Here is a 22,845-nt window from a genome sequence, read left to right as displayed (position 1 = left end):
AAGTCCCGCTTATACGGGACTTTATCTTTGCAAGGAATGCGAAAAATGTCGAAATGAAGGTCTGGAAGTTGTTATCATTTTTTCGGACTATCGAAGCTTGAGTCTAATTATTTTTTTCTATCTATGGGTAAAAATACCTTATTTATTTTTCGTTTAAACCTAATTATTGTAGTGAAAAAGAATTGTTTTCCCTATTTTTAGAATATTTTTATAAAAATGGGTTTTGAACCTTTTTTATCAAGGTAAAAAACAAGTGATTTTAAAAATTAAAATATTAAGAAAAAAGGAACTAAATTCCTGGTTTGTTGTAATATTACTGAATATTCAGATTTATATTTCGAGGGTCAAGAAGTGTCATTAAGCTTTATCTATAAATGGAATTACCTTTATTTAACAGAAATTTGAGAGGAGAAGTGTAAAGATGTTGTCCTATTCCAGAACTAGAACTATTGACCCAAACCCAAACTCAGAAGTTACAAAATAATGAAAAAGGCGGATAAAGTACGGGGTGAATGAATCGGAGCCGCATTGATTTTGTTTATAGGAATATAGTAATTTTTTACATATATGAATCCACATAAAGAATTTGACATGAGCCAAAAACGCCCATGTCAAATTCTTTACGCATAAGCGGTCGGCAATCTCCCTTGCGGGTTCTTGTCAGCCGCTTATACGAGAACCTTTGTAAGCTCGTTCAAGATGAAAAAACAGAAAGGCGCAAATAGAAGAAGGACCCGTGACAGGGGTTAAAAAATTAAATGGGATTTATATAATAAAATTGACATAATTGTGAACAAATGTTCAAAGAGAGGTATTCATTCATGCTAGAGTCGAAGCGTAAAGCCATCATTTTTCTATCTTTATCCTTTTTATTGGCCATCACGGCAGGAGTGTTGTTTTTAGGAAAAATAAAAGATTTAAACTCAGATCTTGGGGGCCGTACAAAAGTGTATGTAGCAGCAACCGATGTGGCATCACGAACTCCCATTGAACCTAATCAAGTGACGACCATTGAGCTGCCGAACCGTTTCGTGACAGACTCTCATGTAACGGATGTCCGTGACTTGGTGAACAAAGTGTTTGTCGTGCCGATGTCCAAGGGTGATTTAATTACGAAAAACGTATTAAAGCCGGTTTCCAATGTCCAGAACGAACATAACCGATTGGTGGCGATCTTTGAAAATGAAAAAGTTCATTTTGATCAGGAAGTCGACGCGTTGGACCGTATAGACATCATCGTTTCCCATAAAGTCGGTGATCAGCCGAAAACAGAAGTATTCATGAAAGATGTTCTTGTTTCAGCTGTGCCGCCAGGCAAAAAGTTTACGGGTGTGGCAGTCGAAGTGAGCGAGGAAGATGCGCCGAAGTTAATACATATGCAAAACTATGCCGAAAGCATGAGGATTTTAAAGGCAAATGTCGGTAAGGAAGACAACAAAGTAAAAGAACAGGAAAAGCCGAAAGAAGAGGCAGCGCCGGCTTCTGCCCCTAAACCATCTCAACCGGTGAATCCTCAGCAACCGGCAGCACCGCCAGCTCCAACACAAGGAGCCCCTGCACAACCTGCCCAGCCTGCAAAGACAAACTAAGACGTTGGAGGAGCGATTATGAGCCAAAATCATAAATTACTCATTGTCAGCGATCAGTCTTCTATTACTGATCAATTACGTTTAATCGTTGAAGGCCCTGAAGTTGCCGTTCATGTGCTAGAGCCGGGTGATGTTACCATGGAATTAGACCGATTAGCGCCGGAAGTGGTCGTTCTCGTTCAGCCCGAAGATGACTCATCCATTGAACTAATCCACTATATCAAATCATTAAATCCTCTTACTCTTATCATTTTTGTGGCACGCTATCAAGATTTTAATCTATTAAGAAGTGCGACGAGAGCCGGAGCGGTTGATTTCTTCGTATTTCCGGATGAACTGACGTTATTTGAGGGGCGTTTCCCGAGCTTGCTTCATATCGTCAATGAACAAAAGAAGCAGGAATCAGAGGCGGCGACGACAGTTACATATAAACGCGGCCGCGGACAAATTTATTCTTTTTACAGTGGGAAGGGAGGAGTGGGAAGAACGCTTCTTGCTTCTTCATTTGCCCAAACATTGAAACTGGAATCTACCGCCCAGGTGATTTTACTTGATTTGAACCTTCAATACGGCGGGATTGAAACCGTGTTAACGATTGAATCGAACCGTTCACTGGCCGACTTGCTGCCGGTAGCCGAAGAGATGAATGAAGGTCACATTCGTAACGTTTCACAAAAAGAAAAACATTCGCAGCTGGAGATTTTATTAAGTCCGGCAGATGCGGAAGTAGCGGAAACCATTGTAGAAGAGTTTATTGCCAAACTCCTTCGTACATGCCGCCGCAGCTATGATTTCGTGATTGTGGATCTTCCGTCCCATATGAACGGCGTGACATACACGGCATTGGAAGAGTCCGATAAAATCTACTATGTGTTGAATTTCAATACGCTTTCATTAAAAGTGCTGCAGCAAGTGGAGCAATTATTCATCAGACTTGGAATCAACACGGAAAACCGAATGGAAGTGGTCTTAAATGAAGTCGGCCGAGACAACGAATTGCAGCCGAATGATTTAAAACAATTCGTCACATATCCGGTAGCTGCAAAAATTCGCCGCGATTTAAAGGGTGTGCAGGCGGCTTTGAATAAAGGAGAACCAATCCGCAAGCAGCCGAATGAAAAGAAAATCATTCCATTTGCCAAGGATGTTCAAAAATGGGTTCTTTCCATGTTGAAGTAACATTATCCAAAGGTAAGAAAGTATAACTTTTTCGATGAGTACTGGTGTCTAGCTCCAGCGCCTAGCTCGCTGTGGAAAAGATGATTGCCCTCATAAGGCAAAAAGCGCCTTATGGGTCAATCCCTATTTCCTTCACGAGCTGACCAAGGCGCTTGCGCTTTTCTTAGATTTCAGCGAGGAAAGGAGGAAGGCAGCCAAAATGGCTTCATTATTTGAAAAGAGAAAAGAAAAAGTCTTAAAAGAAACAAAAGCGATGACCCTTACCACGTATGACCAGCCTTATTTAGACGAACTGGCTGAACATTATAAAGCAAGACTGTTACGGGATGCGAACTTAGAGATACTCACAAGGCTGTCCCAGGGGGAAATGAGACTGCGCATTGAACAGCTTGTCAGCCAGTTTATGACGGAAGAAAAGGTCGTTATTTCCAGGACAGATAAAGAATTGCTGCTAACGAGGATTTTAGATGAAGCAGTCGGTTTCGGACCGCTTGAACCGCTGATTCATGATGATTCGATTACCGAAATTTTAATCAACGGACATAAACAGATATATGTCGAACGAAAAGGTAAATTAGAACTAACAAATGTTTCCTTTCGGGATGACTCGCACGTACGTCATGTGATTGACCGCATCGTAGCACCTCTCGGACGTCGTATTGATGAAAGTTCGCCAATGGTTGATGCGCGATTGCCGGATGGAAGCCGTGTGAACGCCGTCATTCCGCCCATCAGTTTAAATGGAACGCTCGTATCGATTCGTAAATTCCGAAAAGATCCGTTCCGGCTGGAAGATTTACTCGGCCTGAATTCTTTGAGCCAAGACATGGGGCAATTTTTGCAAGCCATCGTTAAGGCGAAGATGAACGTTCTGATTTCGGGAGGAACGGGCAGCGGCAAAACGACATTGCTGAACGTCGTTGCTAGTGCCATTCCGTTTGGAGAACGGGTGATCACCATTGAGGACTCGGCTGAGCTTCGATTAGACCGTCCAAATGTGGTAGGGATGGAGGCTCGCCCTGCCAACGTGGAGGGACGCGGGGAAGTGACGATTCGCCAGCTCGTTCGAAACGCACTTCGGATGCGGCCAGACCGAATCATTGTCGGAGAGGTCCGCGGTGCGGAAGCATTTGATATGCTTCAAGCGATGAATACAGGTCATGAAGGTTCTCTAACAACCGTGCATGCTAACTCACCAGCTGATGCAATGCGGCGTGTTGAAGCGATGGTCATCATGGCAGGAATGGATTTGCCAAGCCAGGTCATCCGCGAATACGTCGTCGGGGCCCTTGATTTTATCGTGCAGGCTACGCGTTTAACAGACGGTACGCGGAAAATCATTTCCATTTCAGAAATTGCAACCGAGGGGAATGGTTCTACCCGTATTCAGGAAATCTTTACGTTCAAGCGTACAGGGATGTCTCAAAACGGGGATGTAGAAGGGTATTTCACGCCGACGGGGATTGTGCCTGCATGCCTGCACCGCTTGCAAACATACGGAGTCGATATGGATGAATCCCTTTTTAAACAGATGGAGGTGAGCGTATGACGGCTGCTGTCTTCTATGGTTTAGCTGTTTTATTCGGATTATGGGGAGTATACAGCTACCTCGGTTATCGGGCGGAAAAACGTCAATGGAAGCAGCGTGTAACAGGATGGTATGGCGAGCGCCAGAAACGAAAAAGCTTTTTCGTTGTGCTCGGCGACCGCTTCGATCAAACGAAATATGCCGAGCCTTTGAGAGGAAAATTACAGCAGGCAAACCTTCCGCTTACACCATCCGAGTTTCTCGGGATGCTGCTGCTTGCATTTATGGCCATTACCGTTCTTTCCAACAGTATGTTTGGTCTCACCTATGCTCTTGGAGCAATCATCGGTATCATTGCCGTCATTGCTACTTACTATATCCTTTTTTGGCTTCGTAAAAACAAATACGAAGAACGCTTAAACAATCAGCTTGGAGAAGTGTGCCGCTTGCTCGGTAACTCGGTCCGGGCGGGGATGACGATTTATCAGGGAGCCGATTTAGTGGCTCGGGAAGTCTCATCACCTGCAAAGGAAGAGTTTCAGCGATTATCACAGGAGCTCAAGCTGGGAGTGGACTTTGAAAAAGCATTAAAAGATATGCAAAAGCGCCATAAGTCGAGGGAGTTTCAGTTATTTATTGCTACGCTTCTCATTCAAAAGCGAGCGGGAGGCAATCTTTATGCCGTGCTTGATGAAATGTCCCAAACATTAGAAGAACGTAAGCTTCTCTTGCAATCCATTAAAACGATGACAGCCGAACAACGTTATATTTCGTACTTATTACCCATTTTACCTGTTTTCCTTGTCCTAATGATGAATCAAATCATTGATGGCTTTTTAAAGCCGCTCATGACCGTTCCGGGAGCGATCTTAGGATTGTTCTTCTTAGGAGCAACGGTTCTAGCTTTTATTCTCGTTCGAAAGGTATCCAACATAAAGGTGTAAAACATGGATGCATTACTTATTATTTCGGTCATTTTATTCTGGTTGTTTATCGGTATCGGATTGCGCCATCTCTATGTGTATCAGCAAGAAAAAAAAGAGCTGGTCGTGCATGTGCAAGAAACCATGCACTTAGAGAATCAACATCAATTTCGCAAAAAAGCAGCATTTGCAGAACGTACGATTAAGCGGCTGACAAAGTTTGCGGATGACTTTTCGTCAATGGGACAGCGCCTTAACTTTTTCAGTGAGCCCCATGATGTGGAGGACTGGCTGCGGAAATCAGGGTATCCGTTTGATTTAACGGTCGAGCGGTTTCAAGGAATCAAAATTTTCTTTGCAATTGCTGGACTTACAATCGCGGCTATGGCCTTTGTCATTGGTATTCCGCTTGCTCATTTCGGCTTGCTCTTCATGCCGTTAATCGGTTACTTTCTCCCGATTCTGTATGTGAAAAATAAGGGGAAAGAGCGTCAGGAAAGACTCCGCTATGACCTTCCCGACTTTTTGGATACTGTCAGTGTCAGCTTGCAGGCGGGTGTCCATCTAGAGGAGGCATTAAAACAAATCGTCCGCTTCTTTGAAGGCCCGCTTCAGGAAGAGTTCTCCCGCTTTTTGCAGGAAACTGAACTGGGGGTTCCGAGGGAAGAGGCATATCGTGAGCTTTTAAGACGAAACGATAATCCTGAGTTTCAGACCTTGATTAAATCGCTCATTCAGGGGAATCGCCTTGGTGTCCCGATTGCCCAAACGTTTAAAATGCAGGCAGAGGACATGCGCGTGATGCGTAAAGAACAGGCGAAGGAAAAAGCAGCGAAGGCATCACCGAAAATTACGCTTATTACTACTTTCGTCATTACGCCTGCGGCCATCATGATGATTGCAGGATTGATGATATTAAATATGTTCCTTGGTGATAACAGCGTGTTAAAAATGTTTGAATAAGCTATTACCCGCTTACCATTTTAGGAGGTGATTCCTCGCAAAACGGTGTTTGAATGTAATGGGTTATTAGATTAAAAATTTGAATGGATAATAGGAGGAAAAAGCAATGAAAAAATTCATGACAAAAGCTTGTATAAAGGTACAATCATATTTGAATAACGAAAGAGGTTCCCAGTCTCTTGAATGGATCGGCATTGCAGCAATCATTGTGATCTTAACAGGTGTAATTTCGACTGCAATGAGCGGTGCAGGATTAGGAGATACATTTGTAGACAAGTTCAGTGGGTTCTTAGAAAAAATCGGCGGTGAATAATGAATCAACCTCACGAAATCGACCGTTATGTGAAATCCTATAACATTAAAGATTTCAATGACGGTCGATTTCGTTTAAAAACATAAAACTAATGTTTTTAGCTATTATAGGTCAATTCCCTTCTACAAATCTATTCCCTTGAAAAAGGAGATCAAAAAACATGCGAAACAGATGGACCAAGAAAAGCGCTCTTATGTTTTCTATTTTAAGCGTCGCTCTAGCGGTTGGCTGCGGGAAAGAAGAATCGGCAACAGAATCCACGAACGCAAAAGAAAACAATGAAGCGGTAGAGACAGTGAAAAGCCAGGATGAAACAAATAAGATGGATTCTTTTTATAATGCCCCGGCGGCGCCCAAAACATATGAGGAAGTATTAGCTTATCCTATTGGAGAAATGGCGGGTAAGCAATTTAAAGCAAGTGAAGAAGAGTTTAAGAGTAAGCTGGATGAATTTCCTGCTTTACCGGAAAAAGCAAATAAAGAGCAAGTAGAAGCTGCATATAACAAACTTGTGCAACTTTATAAGCAGGATTATCCAACCCCTCCTCAGTATGTTGAACAAGGAAGTACTGAAGGTTCTTCATCTCAACAAACACAGCAAAAGCAAACTCAACTAAGCTATAACGTCGAAATTATTCTTGATGCAAGCGGCAGTATGGCCGGGAAAGTAAGCGGCAAGACCAAGATGGAACTGGCAAAGGAAGCTATACGTGATTTTGCAAGCTCGCTTCCACAAGGAACAAAAGTAGGGCTGCGCGTTTACGGCCATAAAGGAAGCAACGAAGATAAAGATAAAGCTCTTTCATGTCAAAGCAGTGAGCTTGTCTATTCAGTGAGCACATATAATGAACAACAGCTTCAAAGCGCTTTAGCAAGTTTTCAGCCGACAGGATGGACGCCTGTTGCAAAATCGTTAGAAGAAGCCGGGAAAGATTTGGGCGAATTTCAAGGAGAGCAAAACAAAAACATTATCTATTTAGTAAGTGATGGAATTGAAACATGCGGCGGCAATCCAGTGGAAGCAGCAAAGCAGTTAAGAGAATCAGGAATTGCACCGGTAGTGAATGTTATAGGTTTTGATGTGGATGACGAGGGGCAAAAACAATTGCAGAAAGTTGCATCTGCATCAGGTGGAACGTATGCCTCCGTTGCCAATCAGGACGAATTGACGAAGGAATTTGAAAAGGCAAAAGAGGATGCCTCGGATTGGTATGAGTGGGCAAGAAAAGAGCGCGATAAAGCATTTAATGTCAAAATGACAAACTATGATTCTATTAATGAATACCGACTTACCTCTAAGGATTTAGCATATGAGGAAAGAATGAATTATAACCAATCATTAGATTATTTGTTTGAAATGAAAAAAATTACTTGGGATCAGAAAGTAGCCCTTTTAGATTTTTATGAACCTTATTTTAATGTAATTGAAGAAACAACTTACGATATTTACTCAGGTCTTATTCATAAAAACAGTGATGAATATTTTGAACAGACAGATGGGATTTCCGATAAGGTTAAGAAAAACACCAATCAGTAATTTCTTTAATTCGACAGGAAGTTTATTATAAACACAACAATGCATATAAACATTTCGTCCTTATAAATAGGTCTTTATACAATATAACTTGCTAAAAACAAAGAATGGTAAAGGGGAACAGGCTGTGGGGAAAATGAAAAAGCGGCGCGTCAGGTCGGGAATAGCACTGTTTTTTGTGATGTTTATTTTGTTGTTGCAATTTGCCCCTATTCTAACATTTGCCCAAGTGCAGCCATGGCAGGGAGAGTCGTGGGGAAACAAAATCCCGCCATGGAAGCTTGATGAATGGAAGGGACAAGGGAGCAAGAACATTCAGCAATGGCAGGCTGAGAAGTGGCAGATGCAGCAGTGGTATTTGCAAACAGTCCCGAATGCATCCACATGGGAAGCGGAAAAGTGGGCGAATGACCAATGGCAGATGCAGCAATGGTACATGCAGGCACATCCAGGCTCCGATCCTTGGGAAGCAAAGCAATGGGCATTTCAGCAATGGCAATTCAACCAATGGCAAATGCAAGGCCAAACTGACCAGAAGAACTGGGAAGGCAACGAAACCCAGGGAAACAGCCACAGCGGTGACGGACACCAAGGTGACGGAACAACTGGGAACAGCCACAGCGGAAACGGACATCAGGGTGAAGGGACAAAAGGGGATACTCATAGTGGTGATGGCACAAAGGGCGACGAACATCAAGGTAACTCCTCCGGTTTAGCCTATGATCCCGGTGCTGATGGTTTTACTAAGTACGATGGATTCAAGTATGCAGTGAATGATGTATTAGTCAAGCAGGTAGCTCTTGGTACAGATATGGTAAAAGGTGAATATTTTCAGGTTTTAAGCGGACAAAATGCGGATTCATTAGCCAGTTTAAAAGGATCGGGGAGCTGGAAGGAATTTTTGATCTCTTCATTGAAAGTGTCATCTTCTAATGTTCCGGGGCTGAAAGATGCGGTAGAAGCTGGAGAAGCAGTTTACAAAGGGTACGATGCATATAACAATTTTGCTGATTACCAGTTCTTAAAAACCCTTACGCGGGCGCCTCAAACAAGAATTGATGCACTTGCAGGCTTAAATGCTGCAGATCAAGCATATTTCTCGGGTGCCGCTCGTGTCATCCCAAAAGTGGGCATTGGAATGGGAGCGGTCGGTTTAGCGTTCTCGGGTTATGAAACATGGAAAAACGTTAATGCAGCTATTGATGCTAAAGACGGCTATGACCGAGCAGAAAGTATCGGGAAAACCATCAGCAGTGTTGGTGAAATGGTTGGCAGTATAGGAACAATGGGAATGATGACTCCAGCAGGTGTAGGATTAATGGCTGTTGGGGGAGGTTTATTTGTTGCGGGTTATGCTGTACAAGGAGTAACAAAACTCATTAAAAACCGCCAAAAAATTAAAGATGGTATCTCTAATGTGTGGAATGGAGCAAAGAGTCTTTTCGGTTTTGGAAAAGGCTAAAAGGTTCTAATTCATTCCAGCTGCCAGTCTATTGGGCGAGGATGATAGAATAATAAGACACAATCTCTCTATATAGATCGATTTAGAAAATTCGACCTGACCAAAGAACGGCCATGCCAAATTTTCTAGACCTAAGCGGCTGGCACCCCCCTTGCGGGGTTGGCGCCAACCGCATAGGTGAACCCTTGAGGGCGAATTCAAGTTGTCTGGATCACCGATTGTGATGCCTCTTGATTGAATGAAGATGTGTCGAGTTATTAAGTGGAATATATATAGTAAAGGAGTTTATTTGGTTTGTTACAAGTTGTAGAGACAGAAAAAATAAGAAGCCTAATGAAAAAATACAAAAAATGGTTTGAGTACGCCCATTTGAACACATATTTTTATAAGCACGAGGGAGACCTTTACCATCTTGTCCGTTATCTCCGTTCAAACAAAACAGTTGGGTATTTAGTGTTGGATAAGGGCGGGGATGTTGTCCCGCGGTCTATCGCCGAGGTCGTATTTCGTTCAATGGAAACATATAATTCCGTTGCTTTTGGTACACAAACGGACATTAGAAAGAAGTTGTCTGAACCTATCCATTTAATTGAAGACATGCAAAGAAAAATGTTTGATATTGAGAAGCAGCTGCCGGACGAAGTCAAGGAGATACAGTCATCCTGGAACCGCGTAAAAGAGATGATTGAAAAGCAGCTGGAAGGCCGTCAATATATTCATTCGTTATTCGATGAGTTAAAAGCAATAGACGACCATATATATGAGGAGGCAGGTTATTTAACAGCCAAAGATGTTGAAAAAGCGGTACGCTGCTTAGAGGAATATAATAAGACGGTGTATGAAGAAGGAAAAATCCAATTTGAAACATTTGATGACGTTGATATCGTACGATCTTTCCTTCAAAAGGCAGAAAGCCGGGGAACAGGGGCGGCAGCAATAAACAGCAGGGAATTATATAACATGCTGACAGAGAAAACGAAACCATCTGTCCGCCAAGTACTTGATCAATCCATGCTAACCTTTGAAAAAGATGAGCATGGCAAAGTCATCACTGAAAAGCGCGGTGAACTGTCAATGGATGTTTTTATCGAATTAGGAAAGAGAAGAAATGATTATCACTATAAAGTGGACGGTTTTCCGCGGTTAAGGAATTAAGAAGAAGGGGGATAAACATTGAAAACCTTTAAAGAGAGTTTTAAGCTTTATACACGAAATGTTGAACACATATTCCTTCTCTCCCTTACGGTTTTACTTCCTTTTTTTCTTTTTCAAACTTTAATTGTTAACCAGGTTTATATAGCAGCTTCTAACACACCATTTCTTTTTGTGGGGGATATTACCAATAGTGTTTATATGTTATTATTCAGCATTGTTACTCAACTCCCGTTCATTCAATTTGCTTTAAGTGATTTGGAGGGGGAGGAGGGAAGACTGAAAAAATCCTACGGCATCTTTTTGAAATACGGATTTTCTATGTTTTTATTTGGTCTTTGCTATGTGTCGGTCGTTTTAACAGGAATGCTGTTATTTATTATTCCTGGAATCATCGCTGCCGTATTATTATTTTTAACTCCATATATGACTGTTATGTCAGGGAAACCGGCTCGTCAAACATGGAAAGTTACCTTCCGCTTAGGAAAGAGAAAGTTTTTCCCCATTTTCCTTATTGTTTTACTTACAGCCCTTGTCGAATTTATGATTGGGTTTGTTTTAATGAATATGGTTGCTACTGTGACAACGAGCTATTTGGCTATTATATTAAGTCAAGCAGTTGTGAATATGATTATCTTTCCTTTCGTTGTGATCTTCACTACTTTAAATGTGAGAGAATGGCACGATGAATTGGTGTTTCAAGCAAAATAAGCAGGTGATAGTGGAAGTGAAGGCTATGAGACTATGGAAAAAAAGATTAACCAATGAAAAAGGGTCAGCATCCATTGAGTTTTTAGGTATGGTTCCGCTGCTGCTTCTTCTGTTTGTGATGCTGTGGCAGTTCCTTGTTGTCGGTTATGCCCTTATCGTGACCCACTCAGCGGTTAATGAAGGGGCGAAAGTGTTTGCGGTAACGGAAGATCCGGGGCAAGCTTCCGCAAAAGCGTCAGATGTGATCAGTAAGGTCGGCAGCAGCATCCGAACAGGCTCGTTCACAGTAAATAACTCCGGGGATCCAGATTTTACAGCTGTCATGCAGACAGAGGTGGAGCTTGTTTTTCTGCCTGCCGATATGAGAAAAGGCCTTCCCGCGATTCCCATCAAACAAGAAGCAACAAGCAGGGTGATCCAATGAAAAAGTATTTCCAGAATGAACGCGGGAACATCATGCTTTTGAGTGTTTGTCTTATGGGTGTGCTTGTCGTTATGTTTCTGATGCTAACAAGCTTTGTGAAAGCTTTTTATATTAAGGATAAGGCTTCATCTGCCGCGGAGCAGGCAAGCCTTGCAGCCACTGCCTATGTTTATGAGAAAGTAGATGGAGCAATTGGCAACATAGATGGCGAATTGTCAAAACCCGAAGAGGCTGAGGTGGAAGCGGGCATAACAGAACCGGAAGCGGCTGCTGAGGCAGTAGAACCGGCTGAAGCAGTCTCTGTCGAAGTAGATATAATACCTGGAAAGAAAAGTTTGAGGGAACAAATTGACGAGCGGACAAAGGAGATTCTAGATGAGTCTTCTAAGTACACACCGAATGAAGCCCGGATTGAAGCAGTTGATGAAGTATTAAGCGATGAACTGACAGCTAACAACGGGATACGCAAAAGAACCGTTGAAGCTGAATTAGAGAATGCGCTGACAAGTGAGGAGACGGTCAACGGGCTGCTGCAAACCGTCTCGGATGTTATTGAAGAAAACGGCGGGAAGCCCGATTCCTCAGCAATACGATATTTTAATGAAGAAAACCGAATTGAAATCAAAACCGCCAGTACCTATAAGCCAGCCATTTTTGAAAATTTATTTCCTGAAGACGGAATGGAAGTAAAGCAAAAAGGCGAGGGGCCGAAAGTGAAGTTTATTAAATATTTAAGTGGCTTTTCTTCTCGTGAATATTGAATAAAGATGAAAAGATAATCGGCGCATGGTTATCTTTTCTTTTGACTAACAATAACCATATTTTGTAATTTTTTCTTTCATGTCAAAGAAAGAAAAAATATCAACCATTTTTTTGGAAACTTATCGATATGGAAACACAAAATTCTAGAGAAGAATTTTTATGATAAAGGGGTTTAAAAAAGTGATCAAACAAGCGTGGAAAGGCATGGCCGTCTCGTTAAGCTGTTTAGCCATATTAACTGGCTGCGGCGGACAGCAGGAAGCGGCACAGCCTGTGAAAGAGGAGAAAAAAGAAGAATTTAAGCCTGCCGAAAAAGCGGAAGACATGGCCAAGGAGGGTCCGGGGAAATATGCCGGTCCTTATAAAGAAGGAGAAGGAATGGGAAAAGAAGTAGAGGAAGCCGTTTCAAATTGGCCGGATAACTTAACGCCCGAAAAAGCATCGAAGGTTAGTGAACAGCTGGAACAAAAAAATGAGGAGATGAATAAGCAAATCAACGATATATATGATGCCAATCAAATCCAATAGTACAAAGAAGGCGGCCATGCCGAATTCATTACGTGGATTTATATATGTGTAGTCTTTCTAAAAAAATTATGATATAGTATGAAAGTGTTGCATGGGGAATTAACCCTGTTGTACAGCGGTTTTATGCAAAATTGAGGATTTATGGGATTTTTCTGTGATAAATCCATATAAATGAAGAGAAATGAACAGACATACTTGTTATAGATGAATAATTGAAGAAGAAAATCCGTGCATCGTGCACGGGAGAGGTTCGCGAACTCCCTCTATAAAAAACTAAGACAGTCGGCTGAAAGGCTCATCCTGCCCTGCAGGGGAGCCTTTCAGCCGACCAGCAAACGAAACGGGCACAATACGCCGTTTTGTTTGCTGGTGGGGACGCTTGGCTATAGATTAACCAGGTCATAAGCCCTTACGTTTCACAATGTCTTATGGAGCATGTTTCACTTTTTGGTTCGCACCAGGCAGTGAAAGGTGCTTTTTGTTTTTTATAAGCATGGCAAAGAGCGGGCAAGTGTAAGGCTTGTCTGTTATTTGTCGTGTATTTGAAGGGAGATTGCGTGATGAAGGGCGCAGTCTCTTTTTTGCATCATAGAGAATGGTTCAAGGACATTCTTTCTTCTTTTATGACAATTTTCATGAAAGAAAAGGAGATGGACATTATGATGAAACAAGAAAAAGCGGTTGTTGTATTCAGTGGAGGACAAGATAGTACGACATGCCTGTTTTGGGCTCTCAAAAACTTTAAAGAAGTCGAGGCTGTGACATTCAATTACGGGCAGCGCCACAGCAAAGAAATCGAGGTGGCCAAGGCGATTGCCGACGATCTTGGTGTAAAGCACACGGTTTTGGATATGTCACTTTTAAATCAATTAGCACCTAACGCTTTAACACGCGCTGATATTAACATTGAACAAAAAGAAGGCGAGTTGCCAACGACATTTGTGGACGGAAGAAACTTATTGTTCCTCTCATTTGCAGCAGTGCTGGCAAAACAAGCAGGAGCGCGTCATATTGTGACAGGCGTATGTGAAACAGACTTTTCAGGATACCCGGATTGCCGTGACGTATTTGTGAAATCATTAAACGTCACCTTAAACTTAGCGATGGATTATCAGTTTGTCATTCATACTCCGCTCATGTGGATCAATAAGGCAGAGACATGGGAGCTTGCTGACGAGTTAGGGGCACTTGATTATGTAAGGGAAAATACCTTAACGTGCTATAACGGCGTCATGTCAGACGGCTGCGGTGAGTGCCCGGCATGTAAACTTCGCAAGCGAGGACTGGATGACTACCTTACAAAAAAGAACGGGGGGGATGAGTAATGCTGCAACAAATGTATCCTCAGGTATTTCACGATTATTCCTATGAATTGAATAAAGACATGCAGTTTGCAGCAGCTCACTTCGTTCCGCACGAAGAAGCCGGAAGATGCCGCAATATCCATGGACATACGTATTTCGTGAATATTACTATTGCAGGGGACGAGTTGGACGATTCCGGATTTTTAGTTAATTTTCAAGCCTTGAAAAAAATCGTGTCAGGTCAGTTCGACCATACGCTGCTTAATGATCATACAAATGTGTTCAACGATCAAAATCCAAACGACTTCCCTACTACTGAAGTGGTAGCACGTAAAATTTACGAGATGGTTCAAGCACACCTTGATACATTATTGAACAAGCCGAAATGCCTGCAGGTGTTCGTGCGTGAAACCCCAACAAGCTATGTCGTGTATCGTCCGAAGAAGGTGAAGCGCCATGGCTAAAAAAATTCCGGTATTAGAGATTTTTGGGCCGACCATTCAAGGAGAAGGCATGGTTGTGGGGCGGAAAACGATGTTTGTTCGTACAGCAGGCTGTGATTATTCATGCAGCTGGTGCGACTCGGCCTTCACGTGGGACGGATCGGCGAAAGACGATATCCGTCAGATGACAGCGGAAGAGATATGGACCGAACTAAAGGACCTGGGCGGTGATTGTTTTGATCATGTGACGATTTCAGGAGGAAACCCGGCTTTAATTGCAGCTCTTTCTGAACTGATCGATTTGCTGAGACAAAACGATATCCGTACAGCGCTTGAAACACAGGGAAGCCGCTGGCAGGATTGGTTTTTACACATTGACGATTTGACGATTTCACCGAAACCGCCAAGTTCAGGAATGGAGACGAACTTCGACATTTTAGATGACGTCATGAACAAATTGCATCAAAATAATCGTCATCATGCTGTCAGCTTAAAAGTGGTCATATTTGATGATGATGACTTTCAATATGCTGTAAACGTTCATAAACGGTATCCATCCGTCCCGTTTTTCGTTCAAGTCGGGAATGAAGATGCAGGTACGACAAATGACGATCAATTAATTAAGGAGCTTTTAGCAAAATTTGAGTGGCTCATCAACAAAATTGTGACATCACCTTCTATGAACAACGTAAGAGCATTACCGCAGCTTCATACGCTCGTCTGGGGAAATAAACGGGGCGTGTAAGCATTTTTCAAAAACTTTACAAAAAAATAATGAAAAGACGTATTCACAAAAATTCAAATCGCTGATAGAATGACAAGCGAGGAAAGAGAGGAAACTAACATGACAGGAAGAAAAGACGAAGAATTACAAGGTGTTACCTTATTGGGCAACCAAGGAACAAAGTATTTGTTCGAGTACACACCGGAGATTCTTGAAGTATTTGATAATAAACATCAGAATCGTGATTATTTCGTGAAATTCAACTGTCCGGAGTTTACAAGCTTGTGTCAATAAGGGCACACTTCAGTGGCGACACTGTCGCTTAAACCTCGTGAATTCAGGGAAGGGATATTTTTACAAATTAGCGTGTTTGTTCTATAATATAAGTATATCAAGAACGTTTGTTCGGAGGTGTGCTTATGTTAACAGACACCCCATGGAGAAACAGAATTTGGTTTTTAAACGAATTTATCTACTCTGGTAAAAGTATTAATGAACTTGCCAAAGAACTAGATATGGATTGGTCCAGTTTAGAAAGACTGATTAATCTTCTCCGTAAATATAATCCTAATCCTGAGCCAAGCCTTAATAATAAGGAAGGTGCAGAGACTATCGAAATCACTCACATGTGAAGCGACTTCATGTAATGTGTGGGGAAGAGAGTAGAGTACATCGTAGGTTTTTGTTTTGTAACTAACGATGGAAGCGCGAGGGTTCTTATTTAATATCGCAGTTAAATAAGAATATGATATAGTCCACCTGCTTAGTAAAGCAGTTTGCCAAAAACCGGCCAGCCTGACTTTGCAACCATCTACATCAGCTACATCCCTGACCAAAAGATGGTGGAAAGCAAGTCATTAAAATTATATTTATTTAGTTTCCGAAATCATGGAGATTTCCATGAAGACTGCATGAATATTATCATGAACGATTTAATTGAAGCGATGGATCCCCGTTATATTGAAGTATGGGGTAAATTCACACCGCGCGGCGGTATTTCCATTGATCCGTATGTAAATTACGGCCGTCCTGGCACAAAGTACGAAAAAATGGCAGAATATCGACTAATGAATCATGATTTATATCCTGAAAAGATCGATAATCGATAATAAGAGAAATGGAATGAACTTGTTCAAGCGGACAAGATGTTGGAACTTTGGACGTCATAGGAGAGAGTGAAACAGCTGGGGGGCTTAGCCCGCGGAACTAGGCATCATTCATTCAGATAAGAAAAATGGGTCGCAGAATATAACCTGTTTTCAGGTTTGACAACTTAGTTAAGAGGGTGAAAAACATGTCGCAAAAATCGGCAGTTTTGCTTGGTGCAACTGGTCTTGTCGGTCGAGAGCTGCTCAGCTTGCTGCTTCAAAGCAACGTGTACAGCCAAGTCACGATTTTGGTCCGCAACAAGCTGTTGATTCAGCACGAAAAGCTGAGGCAAGTTGAAATTAATTTTGATGAGCTCCATAAATACGAAGATGAATTTAATGTAGATGATGTATTTTGCTGTCTTGGAACGACGATGAAGAAAGCAAAAACAAAAGCAAACTTTTTAAAAGTGGACTATGAGTATCCGCTGGCAGCTGCCAAGCTTGCCGAAAAGAAAAGGGCCCGCAACTTTTTAACGATTACCGCAATCGGTGCGGATCTTCGTTCGCCGATCTTCTACAATAAGGTAAAAGGTCAAACGGAAGAAGATATTTGTAACTTGTACATTCGTTCCACTCACTTCTTTCGCCCGTCCTTACTACTTGGGCAGCGCAGTGAGTTTCGTCTAGGTGAGAAAATCGGTGAATATGTATTAAAAAGCATATCCCTTTGTCTTATCGGGAAATGGCGTAAATTCAAGCCAATCAAAGCAGAGAACGTAGCAAAAGCAATGCTGGAAGCAGCGCTTGAAGAACGTTCAGGTGTTCATGTTCACGAAAGTGATGTCATTTATTACGGAAACTGTCAAGGTGCCGTCACAAACTAATAAAAAAGGGTTCGTTTCCGCTGAAACGAACCCTTTTTCACTAGATAAGAAAGTATAGATTCCACTTCTACGTTTAGAAACTTATAAATACTTAAAGCGATGGCTTAATCGCCGCCGCCACCGCTGTCACCGCCGCCGCTGTCAGAATTGCTCCAGCTTGAGAACGAGGAATCATTATCATTATCTTTTTCGTATGTAAAGGGAGTAAAAGAACTCGAAGAATTGTAAGAGCGGTGATTTCGCTTTTTACCGCCTGCAAAGGCTGTTGCTAAAAAGATGAAAAAAAATAAAACAAGAAACACCAATTCCACCGAAACCGCTCCTTTCTTTTAAAAATATATTCGGCATAGGACCGAGATGCTCCCATGCTTGTTTTTATTGTCTCATTAATCGATATATTGTTCAATGGTCGATTATTAGACATATTAGAGCGGATTTTATTTCCTTGAAGAAACATTTTTGAATAGAGTAAATATAATAAAGTAAAAAGACAAGGGGGTATTTCGAATGAAATGGCTTTCTTCTCAACAAAAAGTACAACAATATGCCTTTTTGTTTTATAAAATAGGTATTATTACCCAACAGCAAAAAGATCAGATTATCAAAAAATGAAGATATAATCAAAATTATGTAGGAAATTGTTTCTTAATATTTGTAAAATTCAATAAAATACTGACAGCCTTCAACATAATTTCGGACTGGTTTACATTATACTTATGTTCATAGTGTTAATGTCACAGGAACATCGTTGTAGGGATTTGTGTAATCATCATCTCATCTTCTTCAGTAAGGGCATACTTATTGAAAAATAAGGACGCAAAGTCACGGGTCTAAAGTTGGAGGATCCCAATCATGACGGCTGGGCTGCCTGAGATACAAAATGTATTTTAGGAGGAAACCATGGTTACAAAGGAAAATAGAATACACGTGCTATTGGATGAAGAATGGATTGATTTAGTTTTAGAAGCATTGGACAGCGGCATATCAGAAGAGGATATTAAAGCATTTCTCACCAGCCACAGCCGGTAGGAGTAGTCGGAAAATTTTTGTTTTTGCATGGATGTTATTAACGATGGCATATTTGGTATGTTATGATAAGGGAGGTAAGAGAAAGAGAGGGTGTAAATATGATCGGTCAACGTATTAAACAATTACGTTTGCAAAAACAGTTATCACTATCCGAACTAGCAGAAAAAGCAGGTGTCGCAAAGTCATATTTAAGCTCGATTGAACGCAATCTTCAATCAAATCCTTCTGTCCAGTTTTTAGAAAAAATTTCAGCGGTGTTGGATATTTCTGTCCAGTCATTAATTAACGAAGAAGAATCCTCGTCCGTCTACGAACAACTTGATTCTGAATGGGCGAACCTAGTGCGCGAAGCGATGGAATCAGGCGTATCCAAAGAAGAGTTTCGTCAATTTTTGGAGTTTAACAAGTGGAAATTGAAACAGGATAAAGGGAAGTAGCGTTTATGGGGGCATAAACGCTTTTGCTTTTTTATAGGATAAAACATACTAAAATAAGTAGAAACGCCCATGTTCTGTACAAACATCATGGGTGTTTTTGAATACAAAGAATAAAAACGATTTCTTTTGTTTACCTTCTGTAATTTTTTTAAAATGCAGCCCGATTGCTGTTTTTCCCTGTATACAAACGAAAGGATAAGCGTTATGATAGAAGTTGTGAGTAAATGAAAGAAGAGGAGTTGATATCGGTTGAGTAGCCAAAATTCCAGTGATCCTGGGCCAAGTATGAACATAGAGGGAGTCAGGATGTCACTTTTATCAGATTGTATGATTACCGATAACTGTATCAGCTTCTTTGATAGAGAGGTATGCTGACTTTCTCTTTGAAAAGGAGGAGGTTTGACACATGCTGAACATTTACTTAACGGATTTAAATGGAAGGCTCCATGAGCAGGAGGAAATCACGAAAGGCTCCTGGGTGAGCATGATCTCACCAACGGAAGAAGAAATTCGACGTGTTACCAATCATTTGAATTTGCCGCTGGACTTTATTAAAGACCCGCTCGATGATGATGAGCGTTCAAGGATCGAAGAGGAAGACGGCAATGTGTTGATTATCGTTGACTATCCGTCTATTTCATATGACAGCAACCAGTCCTCTGTTTATGAAACCATTCCATTTGGTATCATTATTACACCGGATTGTTTCGTGACGGTTTGCCTGGAAGATAATCCGATTTTACACCATTTTTTAAACCGAAAAGTCCGGGGGTTTTTCACCTATAAAAAGACACGTTTTGCCCTGCAAATTTTAAATGTCATTTCGATGTATTATTTGCGCTATTTAAAGCAAATTAACCGAAAAACAAACGAAATCGAAAAAGAATTGCATCAATCGATGAAAAACAAAGAACTTTATGCATTTTTAGCGATTGAAAAGAGTTTAGTTTACTTTACGACCTCTTTAAAGTCAAACAAGGTGGTCCTTGATAAAATATTACGTCAAAAATACTTGCGAATGTACGAAGACGACGAGCATTTGTTGGAAGACACAATCATTGAAATTACACAGGCCATTGAGATGGCCGACACATACAGCCATATCCTGACAGGAATGATGGACACGTTTGCGTCGATCATTTCCAATAACCTGAATATTGTGATGAAATTTTTGACATCTATTACGATTGTGCTTTCATTTCCGACAATCGTTGCAAGTTTTTTTGGTATGAACGTGGCGCTTCCGCTTGAGCATACACCGCATGCCTTTATTATTGTATTATGCATTGCCTTCTGCTTATCGGGCGCAACTGCTTTTATCTTTTGGAAGAAAAGGTATTTCTAAATAAGCCGAAACCACCTCTTGCAAAAGAGGTGGTTTCAATCTTCCCAAAGAAAGAGACAAGTATTTTTTGGCCATAAAGATAATAAAAATAGATGAAGAATATTCAACTGAAAGGGATTGAGCAAAAGGAAAATGGGTGAATTTATCAACAGTATATTAATGTGGCTGACGGATTTAGGTTACTTTGGAATTGCCCTAGGATTAATGATTGAAATTATTCCTAGTGAAATAGTACTGGCTTACGGAGGGTATATGGTATCCCAGGGATCGATCACGTTTGTGGGGGCAGTGATAGCCGGAACCATCGGCGGGGTAATTGCACAGTTGTTTTTATATTGGGCCGGTTATTACGGTGGTCGTCCATTTCTAGAGAAATACGGAAAATATGTGCTCATTCGCAAAAAACATATCGACATGGCGGAGCAATGGTTTGATAAATACGGAACAGGCGTCATTTTTACGGCCCGCTTCATTCCTGTTGTACGTCATGCCATATCGATACCTGCCGGAATTGCCAAAATGTCGGCTGTCCGCTTTACAATGTTGACGACGCTAGCGATCATTCCGTGGTCCATTTTCTTTCTTATGTTAGGTGAACAACTCGGTTCTCGCTGGCATGACATTGAAACCGTTGCTGCTACATATACACGTCCTGTTGGGTTTGCGGCTGTAGCCATTATTTTAGTTTATTTAGCTTTTAAATTGTTGAAACGAAAATAATGAAGAGGGGGTCCTAAAAGTACAAAAACGTACTTTCGGGACACCCTCCTGCGATGACCTGTCATTAAAAATCCAAGAAAATCACGGATTTCAGTGACGGGTCATCGCAGAAAAAATAGATTATGATCATCCTCTGAAAACTGCTGAGTCAGCCCCTTTTTAGAAGCAAGAAATGTTAAAGCGTTTTCGTTTGAAGGGAGCGGATAGGGTCATTTACTCCGAATTGAGGATTTCCTTCATGATTTGATTAGGCGCGGTCAGCAATAATTTTATAGTTTTTATGATTGACAACTGTCCGTTGATTTAAGTCAAGTTCATGGTAATTTTCCATATACGTTAAATCCACGATAACAGAGTTTTCATTTACCTTTTCGACAATCCCCTGTAAACCATCCTTAAATTCAATTAAATTTCCAACTTCAGCAATCTGCTGCATCTTACTCTCTCCTTTACCCACGAATCAGAAACCTCTTTATATACTTTATACGTGAAAAACGGACAAAGGTTGCATAAAATATTGTATTGTAATAAAAATGAAAAACTATTACTTTTAAAAAAGTCAAGTTTTTCTAATTACATTTCCGAGACTTCTTGTAAACAGTTTGCACGAATTTTGCAAAATCGTAAAGAGATTTTTAACAATTTTTTGTATTTCTTTTATGTAGTAAATGATGGGTAATGAAATATTGACAGTAATCAGAGTGAATTGCATGACAATTAGGGAACGATTCGTTATCATTTTAATAGATGTTACTAGAAATAGAAGGTGTAAATGATGAAGCAAACTGGTCTTGTGTTAGAAGGCGGAGGCATGCGCGGCGTATATACAGCGGGCGTGCTTGAGTTTTTTATGGAGCAGGATTTATTTTTCCCCTATATAATTGGCGTATCAGCAGGAGCGTGTCAGGCAGCATCCTATTTATCTCGTCAAAAGGGGCGAAATCGGCAAGTAAATATCGGATTTATCAAGGATCCGCGTTATATATCATGGCGCAACTATTGGAAACGCCGTGAATTTTTCGGGATGGATTTTGTGTTTGAGGAAATTCCGACAAAGCATGTACCGTTTGACTTTGATACATTTTTAAATAGAAAAGAACGTTTTGTAATTGGAACAACAGACTGCTTAACGGGAGAACCGGTTTACTATGATGATTACGAACGGGATGTGTTGAAAGTAATTCGAGCTTCCAGTTCGCTGCCATTTCTTGCACCGATTGTAGACTACAAGGGCAGAAAATTGCTTGATGGAGGAATCAGTGATCCCATTCCGGTTAAGAAAGCACAAAAAGATGGGATGAGCAAAAATGTTGTTGTATTAACGAGAAACGTGGGCTATCAAAAGAAAAAGTCGAATATGCTTTGGGTGGCAAGACGTTCTTACCGTGATTATTCAGGGCTTGTACAGGCGCTTGAAAACCGCTACCGTGTTTATAATGAAACGATCTCTTACTTAGAAGAGCAAGAACAAAAAGGAACTCTTTTTATCATTCGACCACAGCAACCACTTGATGTGGGAAGAATGGAGCGAAATCCTGTTAAACTAGAAGCTCTATATCAACAAGGATATGAAGAAGCAAAAATGCAATACGGCAGACTGACAAAATGGCTGTCTTGAAATAGAATGCTTTCATTGCCTTCAATCAGGCCATGAAAGCATTTTTTATTTTGTTAACTTTATCCGACTGTTCGAAAGATAAGCGTTTTGTTGTGTTTGTTCAAGAAAAGCATCATACTTAATGAAACCTCTCTGTTTGATGATACGTATAAACAAGCAAGATTATGTAAGGAGTGTCGCTC

At 41.1% G+C, this 22,845-nt stretch carries 26 protein-coding genes, 1 pseudogene and 2 riboswitches; of the genes and pseudogenes, 25 read left to right on the top strand and 2 right to left on the bottom strand.

Features of this window, described 5'->3' with window-relative positions; all coding sequences use genetic code 11:
* Positions 1–821 precede the first annotated feature (821 nt).
* From cpaB to ACFOU2_RS12895, 20 genes and pseudogenes are all read left to right on the top strand, one after another.
* Positions 822–1,589 carry a Flp pilus assembly protein CpaB gene (gene cpaB / locus ACFOU2_RS12990; protein ID WP_377915772.1) on the top strand — a complete coding sequence of 256 codons (768 nt, stop codon included), beginning with the start codon at positions 822–824 and terminating at the stop codon, positions 1,587–1,589.
* A gap of 18 nt (positions 1,590–1,607) precedes the next feature.
* Positions 1,608–2,768: an AAA family ATPase gene (locus ACFOU2_RS12985; RefSeq protein ID WP_377915770.1), complete on the top strand. Its 1,161-nt coding sequence runs from the start codon at positions 1,608–1,610 to the stop codon at positions 2,766–2,768.
* 199 nt (positions 2,769–2,967) lie between these two features.
* A complete protein-coding gene (locus tag ACFOU2_RS12980; protein WP_377915769.1) occupies positions 2,968–4,317 on the top strand; it encodes a CpaF family protein in 1,350 nt (449 codons plus the stop codon).
* Complete coding sequence (locus ACFOU2_RS12975) at positions 4,314–5,240, top strand: type II secretion system F family protein (RefSeq protein WP_377915767.1); 927 nt, start codon at positions 4,314–4,316, stop codon at positions 5,238–5,240. Before ACFOU2_RS12980 ends, ACFOU2_RS12975 begins: the two co-directional genes overlap by 4 nt.
* Before the next feature lie 3 nt (positions 5,241–5,243).
* Positions 5,244–6,182 carry a type II secretion system F family protein gene (locus tag ACFOU2_RS12970; RefSeq protein WP_377915765.1) on the top strand — a complete coding sequence of 313 codons (939 nt, stop codon included), beginning with the start codon at positions 5,244–5,246 and terminating at the stop codon, positions 6,180–6,182.
* Between the two features lie 106 nt (positions 6,183–6,288).
* Positions 6,289–6,495: a hypothetical protein gene (locus ACFOU2_RS12965; protein ID WP_377915763.1), complete on the top strand. Its 207-nt coding sequence runs from the start codon at positions 6,289–6,291 to the stop codon at positions 6,493–6,495.
* Between the two features lie 160 nt (positions 6,496–6,655).
* Positions 6,656–8,032, top strand: a complete 1,377-nt coding sequence (locus ACFOU2_RS12960) for a VWA domain-containing protein (RefSeq protein WP_377915761.1) — start codon at positions 6,656–6,658, stop codon at positions 8,030–8,032.
* Between the two features lie 124 nt (positions 8,033–8,156).
* Entirely contained in the window at positions 8,157–9,491 is a 1,335-nt protein-coding gene (locus ACFOU2_RS12955; protein ID WP_377915760.1) for a hypothetical protein, read from the top strand.
* Positions 9,492–9,785: 294 nt separating this feature from the next.
* Positions 9,786–10,646, top strand: coding sequence for a hypothetical protein (locus ACFOU2_RS12950; protein WP_377915758.1), 861 nt, complete (start codon positions 9,786–9,788; stop codon positions 10,644–10,646).
* Between the two features lie 18 nt (positions 10,647–10,664).
* Positions 10,665–11,354: a hypothetical protein gene (locus tag ACFOU2_RS12945; protein WP_377915756.1), complete on the top strand. Its 690-nt coding sequence runs from the start codon at positions 10,665–10,667 to the stop codon at positions 11,352–11,354.
* Positions 11,329–11,778 carry a TadE/TadG family type IV pilus assembly protein gene (locus ACFOU2_RS12940; protein WP_377915754.1) on the top strand — a complete coding sequence of 150 codons (450 nt, stop codon included), beginning with the start codon at positions 11,329–11,331 and terminating at the stop codon, positions 11,776–11,778. Before ACFOU2_RS12945 ends, ACFOU2_RS12940 begins: the two co-directional genes overlap by 26 nt.
* Positions 11,775–12,539, top strand: a complete 765-nt coding sequence (locus tag ACFOU2_RS12935; RefSeq protein WP_377915752.1) for a TadE/TadG family type IV pilus assembly protein — start codon at positions 11,775–11,777, stop codon at positions 12,537–12,539. The genes ACFOU2_RS12940 and ACFOU2_RS12935 overlap by 4 nt, the downstream gene beginning before the upstream one ends.
* Positions 12,540–12,720: 181 nt before the next feature.
* Positions 12,721–13,068, top strand: a complete 348-nt coding sequence (locus ACFOU2_RS12930) for a hypothetical protein (RefSeq protein ID WP_377915750.1) — start codon at positions 12,721–12,723, stop codon at positions 13,066–13,068.
* A 239-nt stretch (positions 13,069–13,307) separates the two neighbouring features.
* Positions 13,308–13,351: riboswitch (PreQ1 riboswitch) on the top strand.
* Positions 13,352–13,730: 379 nt separating this feature from the next.
* Positions 13,731–14,393: a 7-cyano-7-deazaguanine synthase QueC gene (gene queC, locus ACFOU2_RS12925; RefSeq protein ID WP_377916388.1), complete on the top strand. Its 663-nt coding sequence runs from the start codon at positions 13,731–13,733 to the stop codon at positions 14,391–14,393.
* A complete protein-coding gene (gene queD, locus ACFOU2_RS12920; protein ID WP_377915748.1) occupies positions 14,393–14,836 on the top strand; it encodes a 6-carboxytetrahydropterin synthase QueD in 444 nt (147 codons plus the stop codon). Before queC ends, queD begins: the two co-directional genes overlap by 1 nt.
* Complete coding sequence (gene queE / locus ACFOU2_RS12915; RefSeq protein ID WP_377915746.1) at positions 14,829–15,560, top strand: 7-carboxy-7-deazaguanine synthase QueE; 732 nt, start codon at positions 14,829–14,831, stop codon at positions 15,558–15,560. The genes queD and queE overlap by 8 nt, the downstream gene beginning before the upstream one ends.
* Before the next feature lie 99 nt (positions 15,561–15,659).
* Positions 15,660–15,833 (top strand): hypothetical protein, encoded by a 174-nt coding sequence (locus ACFOU2_RS12910; protein ID WP_377915744.1) that lies wholly within the window; start codon positions 15,660–15,662, stop codon positions 15,831–15,833.
* A 125-nt stretch (positions 15,834–15,958) separates the two neighbouring features.
* Positions 15,959–16,171: a hypothetical protein gene (locus ACFOU2_RS12905; protein ID WP_377915742.1), complete on the top strand. Its 213-nt coding sequence runs from the start codon at positions 15,959–15,961 to the stop codon at positions 16,169–16,171.
* Between the two features lie 138 nt (positions 16,172–16,309).
* Positions 16,310–16,648 (top strand): annotated as a pseudogene (gene queF, locus ACFOU2_RS12900) (preQ(1) synthase); the annotation flags it as partial.
* 185 nt (positions 16,649–16,833) lie between these two features.
* Positions 16,834–17,514, top strand: coding sequence for an oxidoreductase (locus ACFOU2_RS12895; RefSeq protein ID WP_377915740.1), 681 nt, complete (start codon positions 16,834–16,836; stop codon positions 17,512–17,514).
* A gap of 104 nt (positions 17,515–17,618) precedes the next feature.
* On the opposite strand, the gene ACFOU2_RS12890 is transcribed toward ACFOU2_RS12895, so the two are convergent.
* Positions 17,619–17,825 carry a hypothetical protein gene (locus ACFOU2_RS12890; RefSeq protein ID WP_377915738.1) on the bottom strand — a complete coding sequence of 69 codons (207 nt, stop codon included), beginning with the start codon at positions 17,823–17,825 and terminating at the stop codon, positions 17,619–17,621.
* A 470-nt stretch (positions 17,826–18,295) separates the two neighbouring features.
* A riboswitch (cyclic di-GMP riboswitch) is annotated at positions 18,296–18,386 on the top strand.
* 28 nt (positions 18,387–18,414) lie between these two features.
* Here ACFOU2_RS12890 and ACFOU2_RS12885 point away from each other — a divergent pair.
* The 4 genes from ACFOU2_RS12885 to ACFOU2_RS12870 all read left to right on the top strand — a co-directional run bounded on the left by ACFOU2_RS12885 (position 18,415) and on the right by ACFOU2_RS12870 (position 21,045).
* Entirely contained in the window at positions 18,415–18,543 is a 129-nt protein-coding gene (locus tag ACFOU2_RS12885; protein ID WP_377915736.1) for an anti-repressor SinI family protein, read from the top strand.
* Between the two features lie 98 nt (positions 18,544–18,641).
* Positions 18,642–18,980, top strand: coding sequence for a helix-turn-helix domain-containing protein (locus tag ACFOU2_RS12880; protein WP_377915734.1), 339 nt, complete (start codon positions 18,642–18,644; stop codon positions 18,978–18,980).
* A gap of 406 nt (positions 18,981–19,386) precedes the next feature.
* Complete coding sequence (locus ACFOU2_RS12875; protein WP_377915732.1) at positions 19,387–20,325, top strand: magnesium transporter CorA family protein; 939 nt, start codon at positions 19,387–19,389, stop codon at positions 20,323–20,325.
* A 132-nt stretch (positions 20,326–20,457) separates the two neighbouring features.
* Complete coding sequence (locus tag ACFOU2_RS12870; RefSeq protein WP_377915730.1) at positions 20,458–21,045, top strand: DedA family protein; 588 nt, start codon at positions 20,458–20,460, stop codon at positions 21,043–21,045.
* 247 nt (positions 21,046–21,292) lie between these two features.
* Here ACFOU2_RS12870 and ACFOU2_RS12865 read toward each other — a convergent pair whose 3' ends face one another.
* On the bottom strand, positions 21,293–21,481 hold the full coding sequence (locus tag ACFOU2_RS12865; RefSeq protein ID WP_377915728.1) for a YkvS family protein: 189 nt from the start codon (positions 21,479–21,481) through the stop codon (positions 21,293–21,295).
* Between the two features lie 336 nt (positions 21,482–21,817).
* Here ACFOU2_RS12865 and ACFOU2_RS12860 point away from each other — a divergent pair, with 336 nt between their 5' ends.
* Positions 21,818–22,663, top strand: a complete 846-nt coding sequence (locus ACFOU2_RS12860; protein ID WP_377915726.1) for a patatin-like phospholipase family protein — start codon at positions 21,818–21,820, stop codon at positions 22,661–22,663.
* Positions 22,664–22,845: the final 182 nt, after the last annotated feature.

Origin of the sequence: Bacillus songklensis (genome assembly GCF_042649685.1) — a bacterium.
GTDB classification, from domain to species: Bacteria; Bacillota; Bacilli; order Bacillales; family Bacillaceae_H; genus Bacillus_BA; species Bacillus_BA songklensis.
Note: the sequence above shows the minus strand (reverse complement) of the source record. Positions and strands in the feature narration are given on the sequence as shown.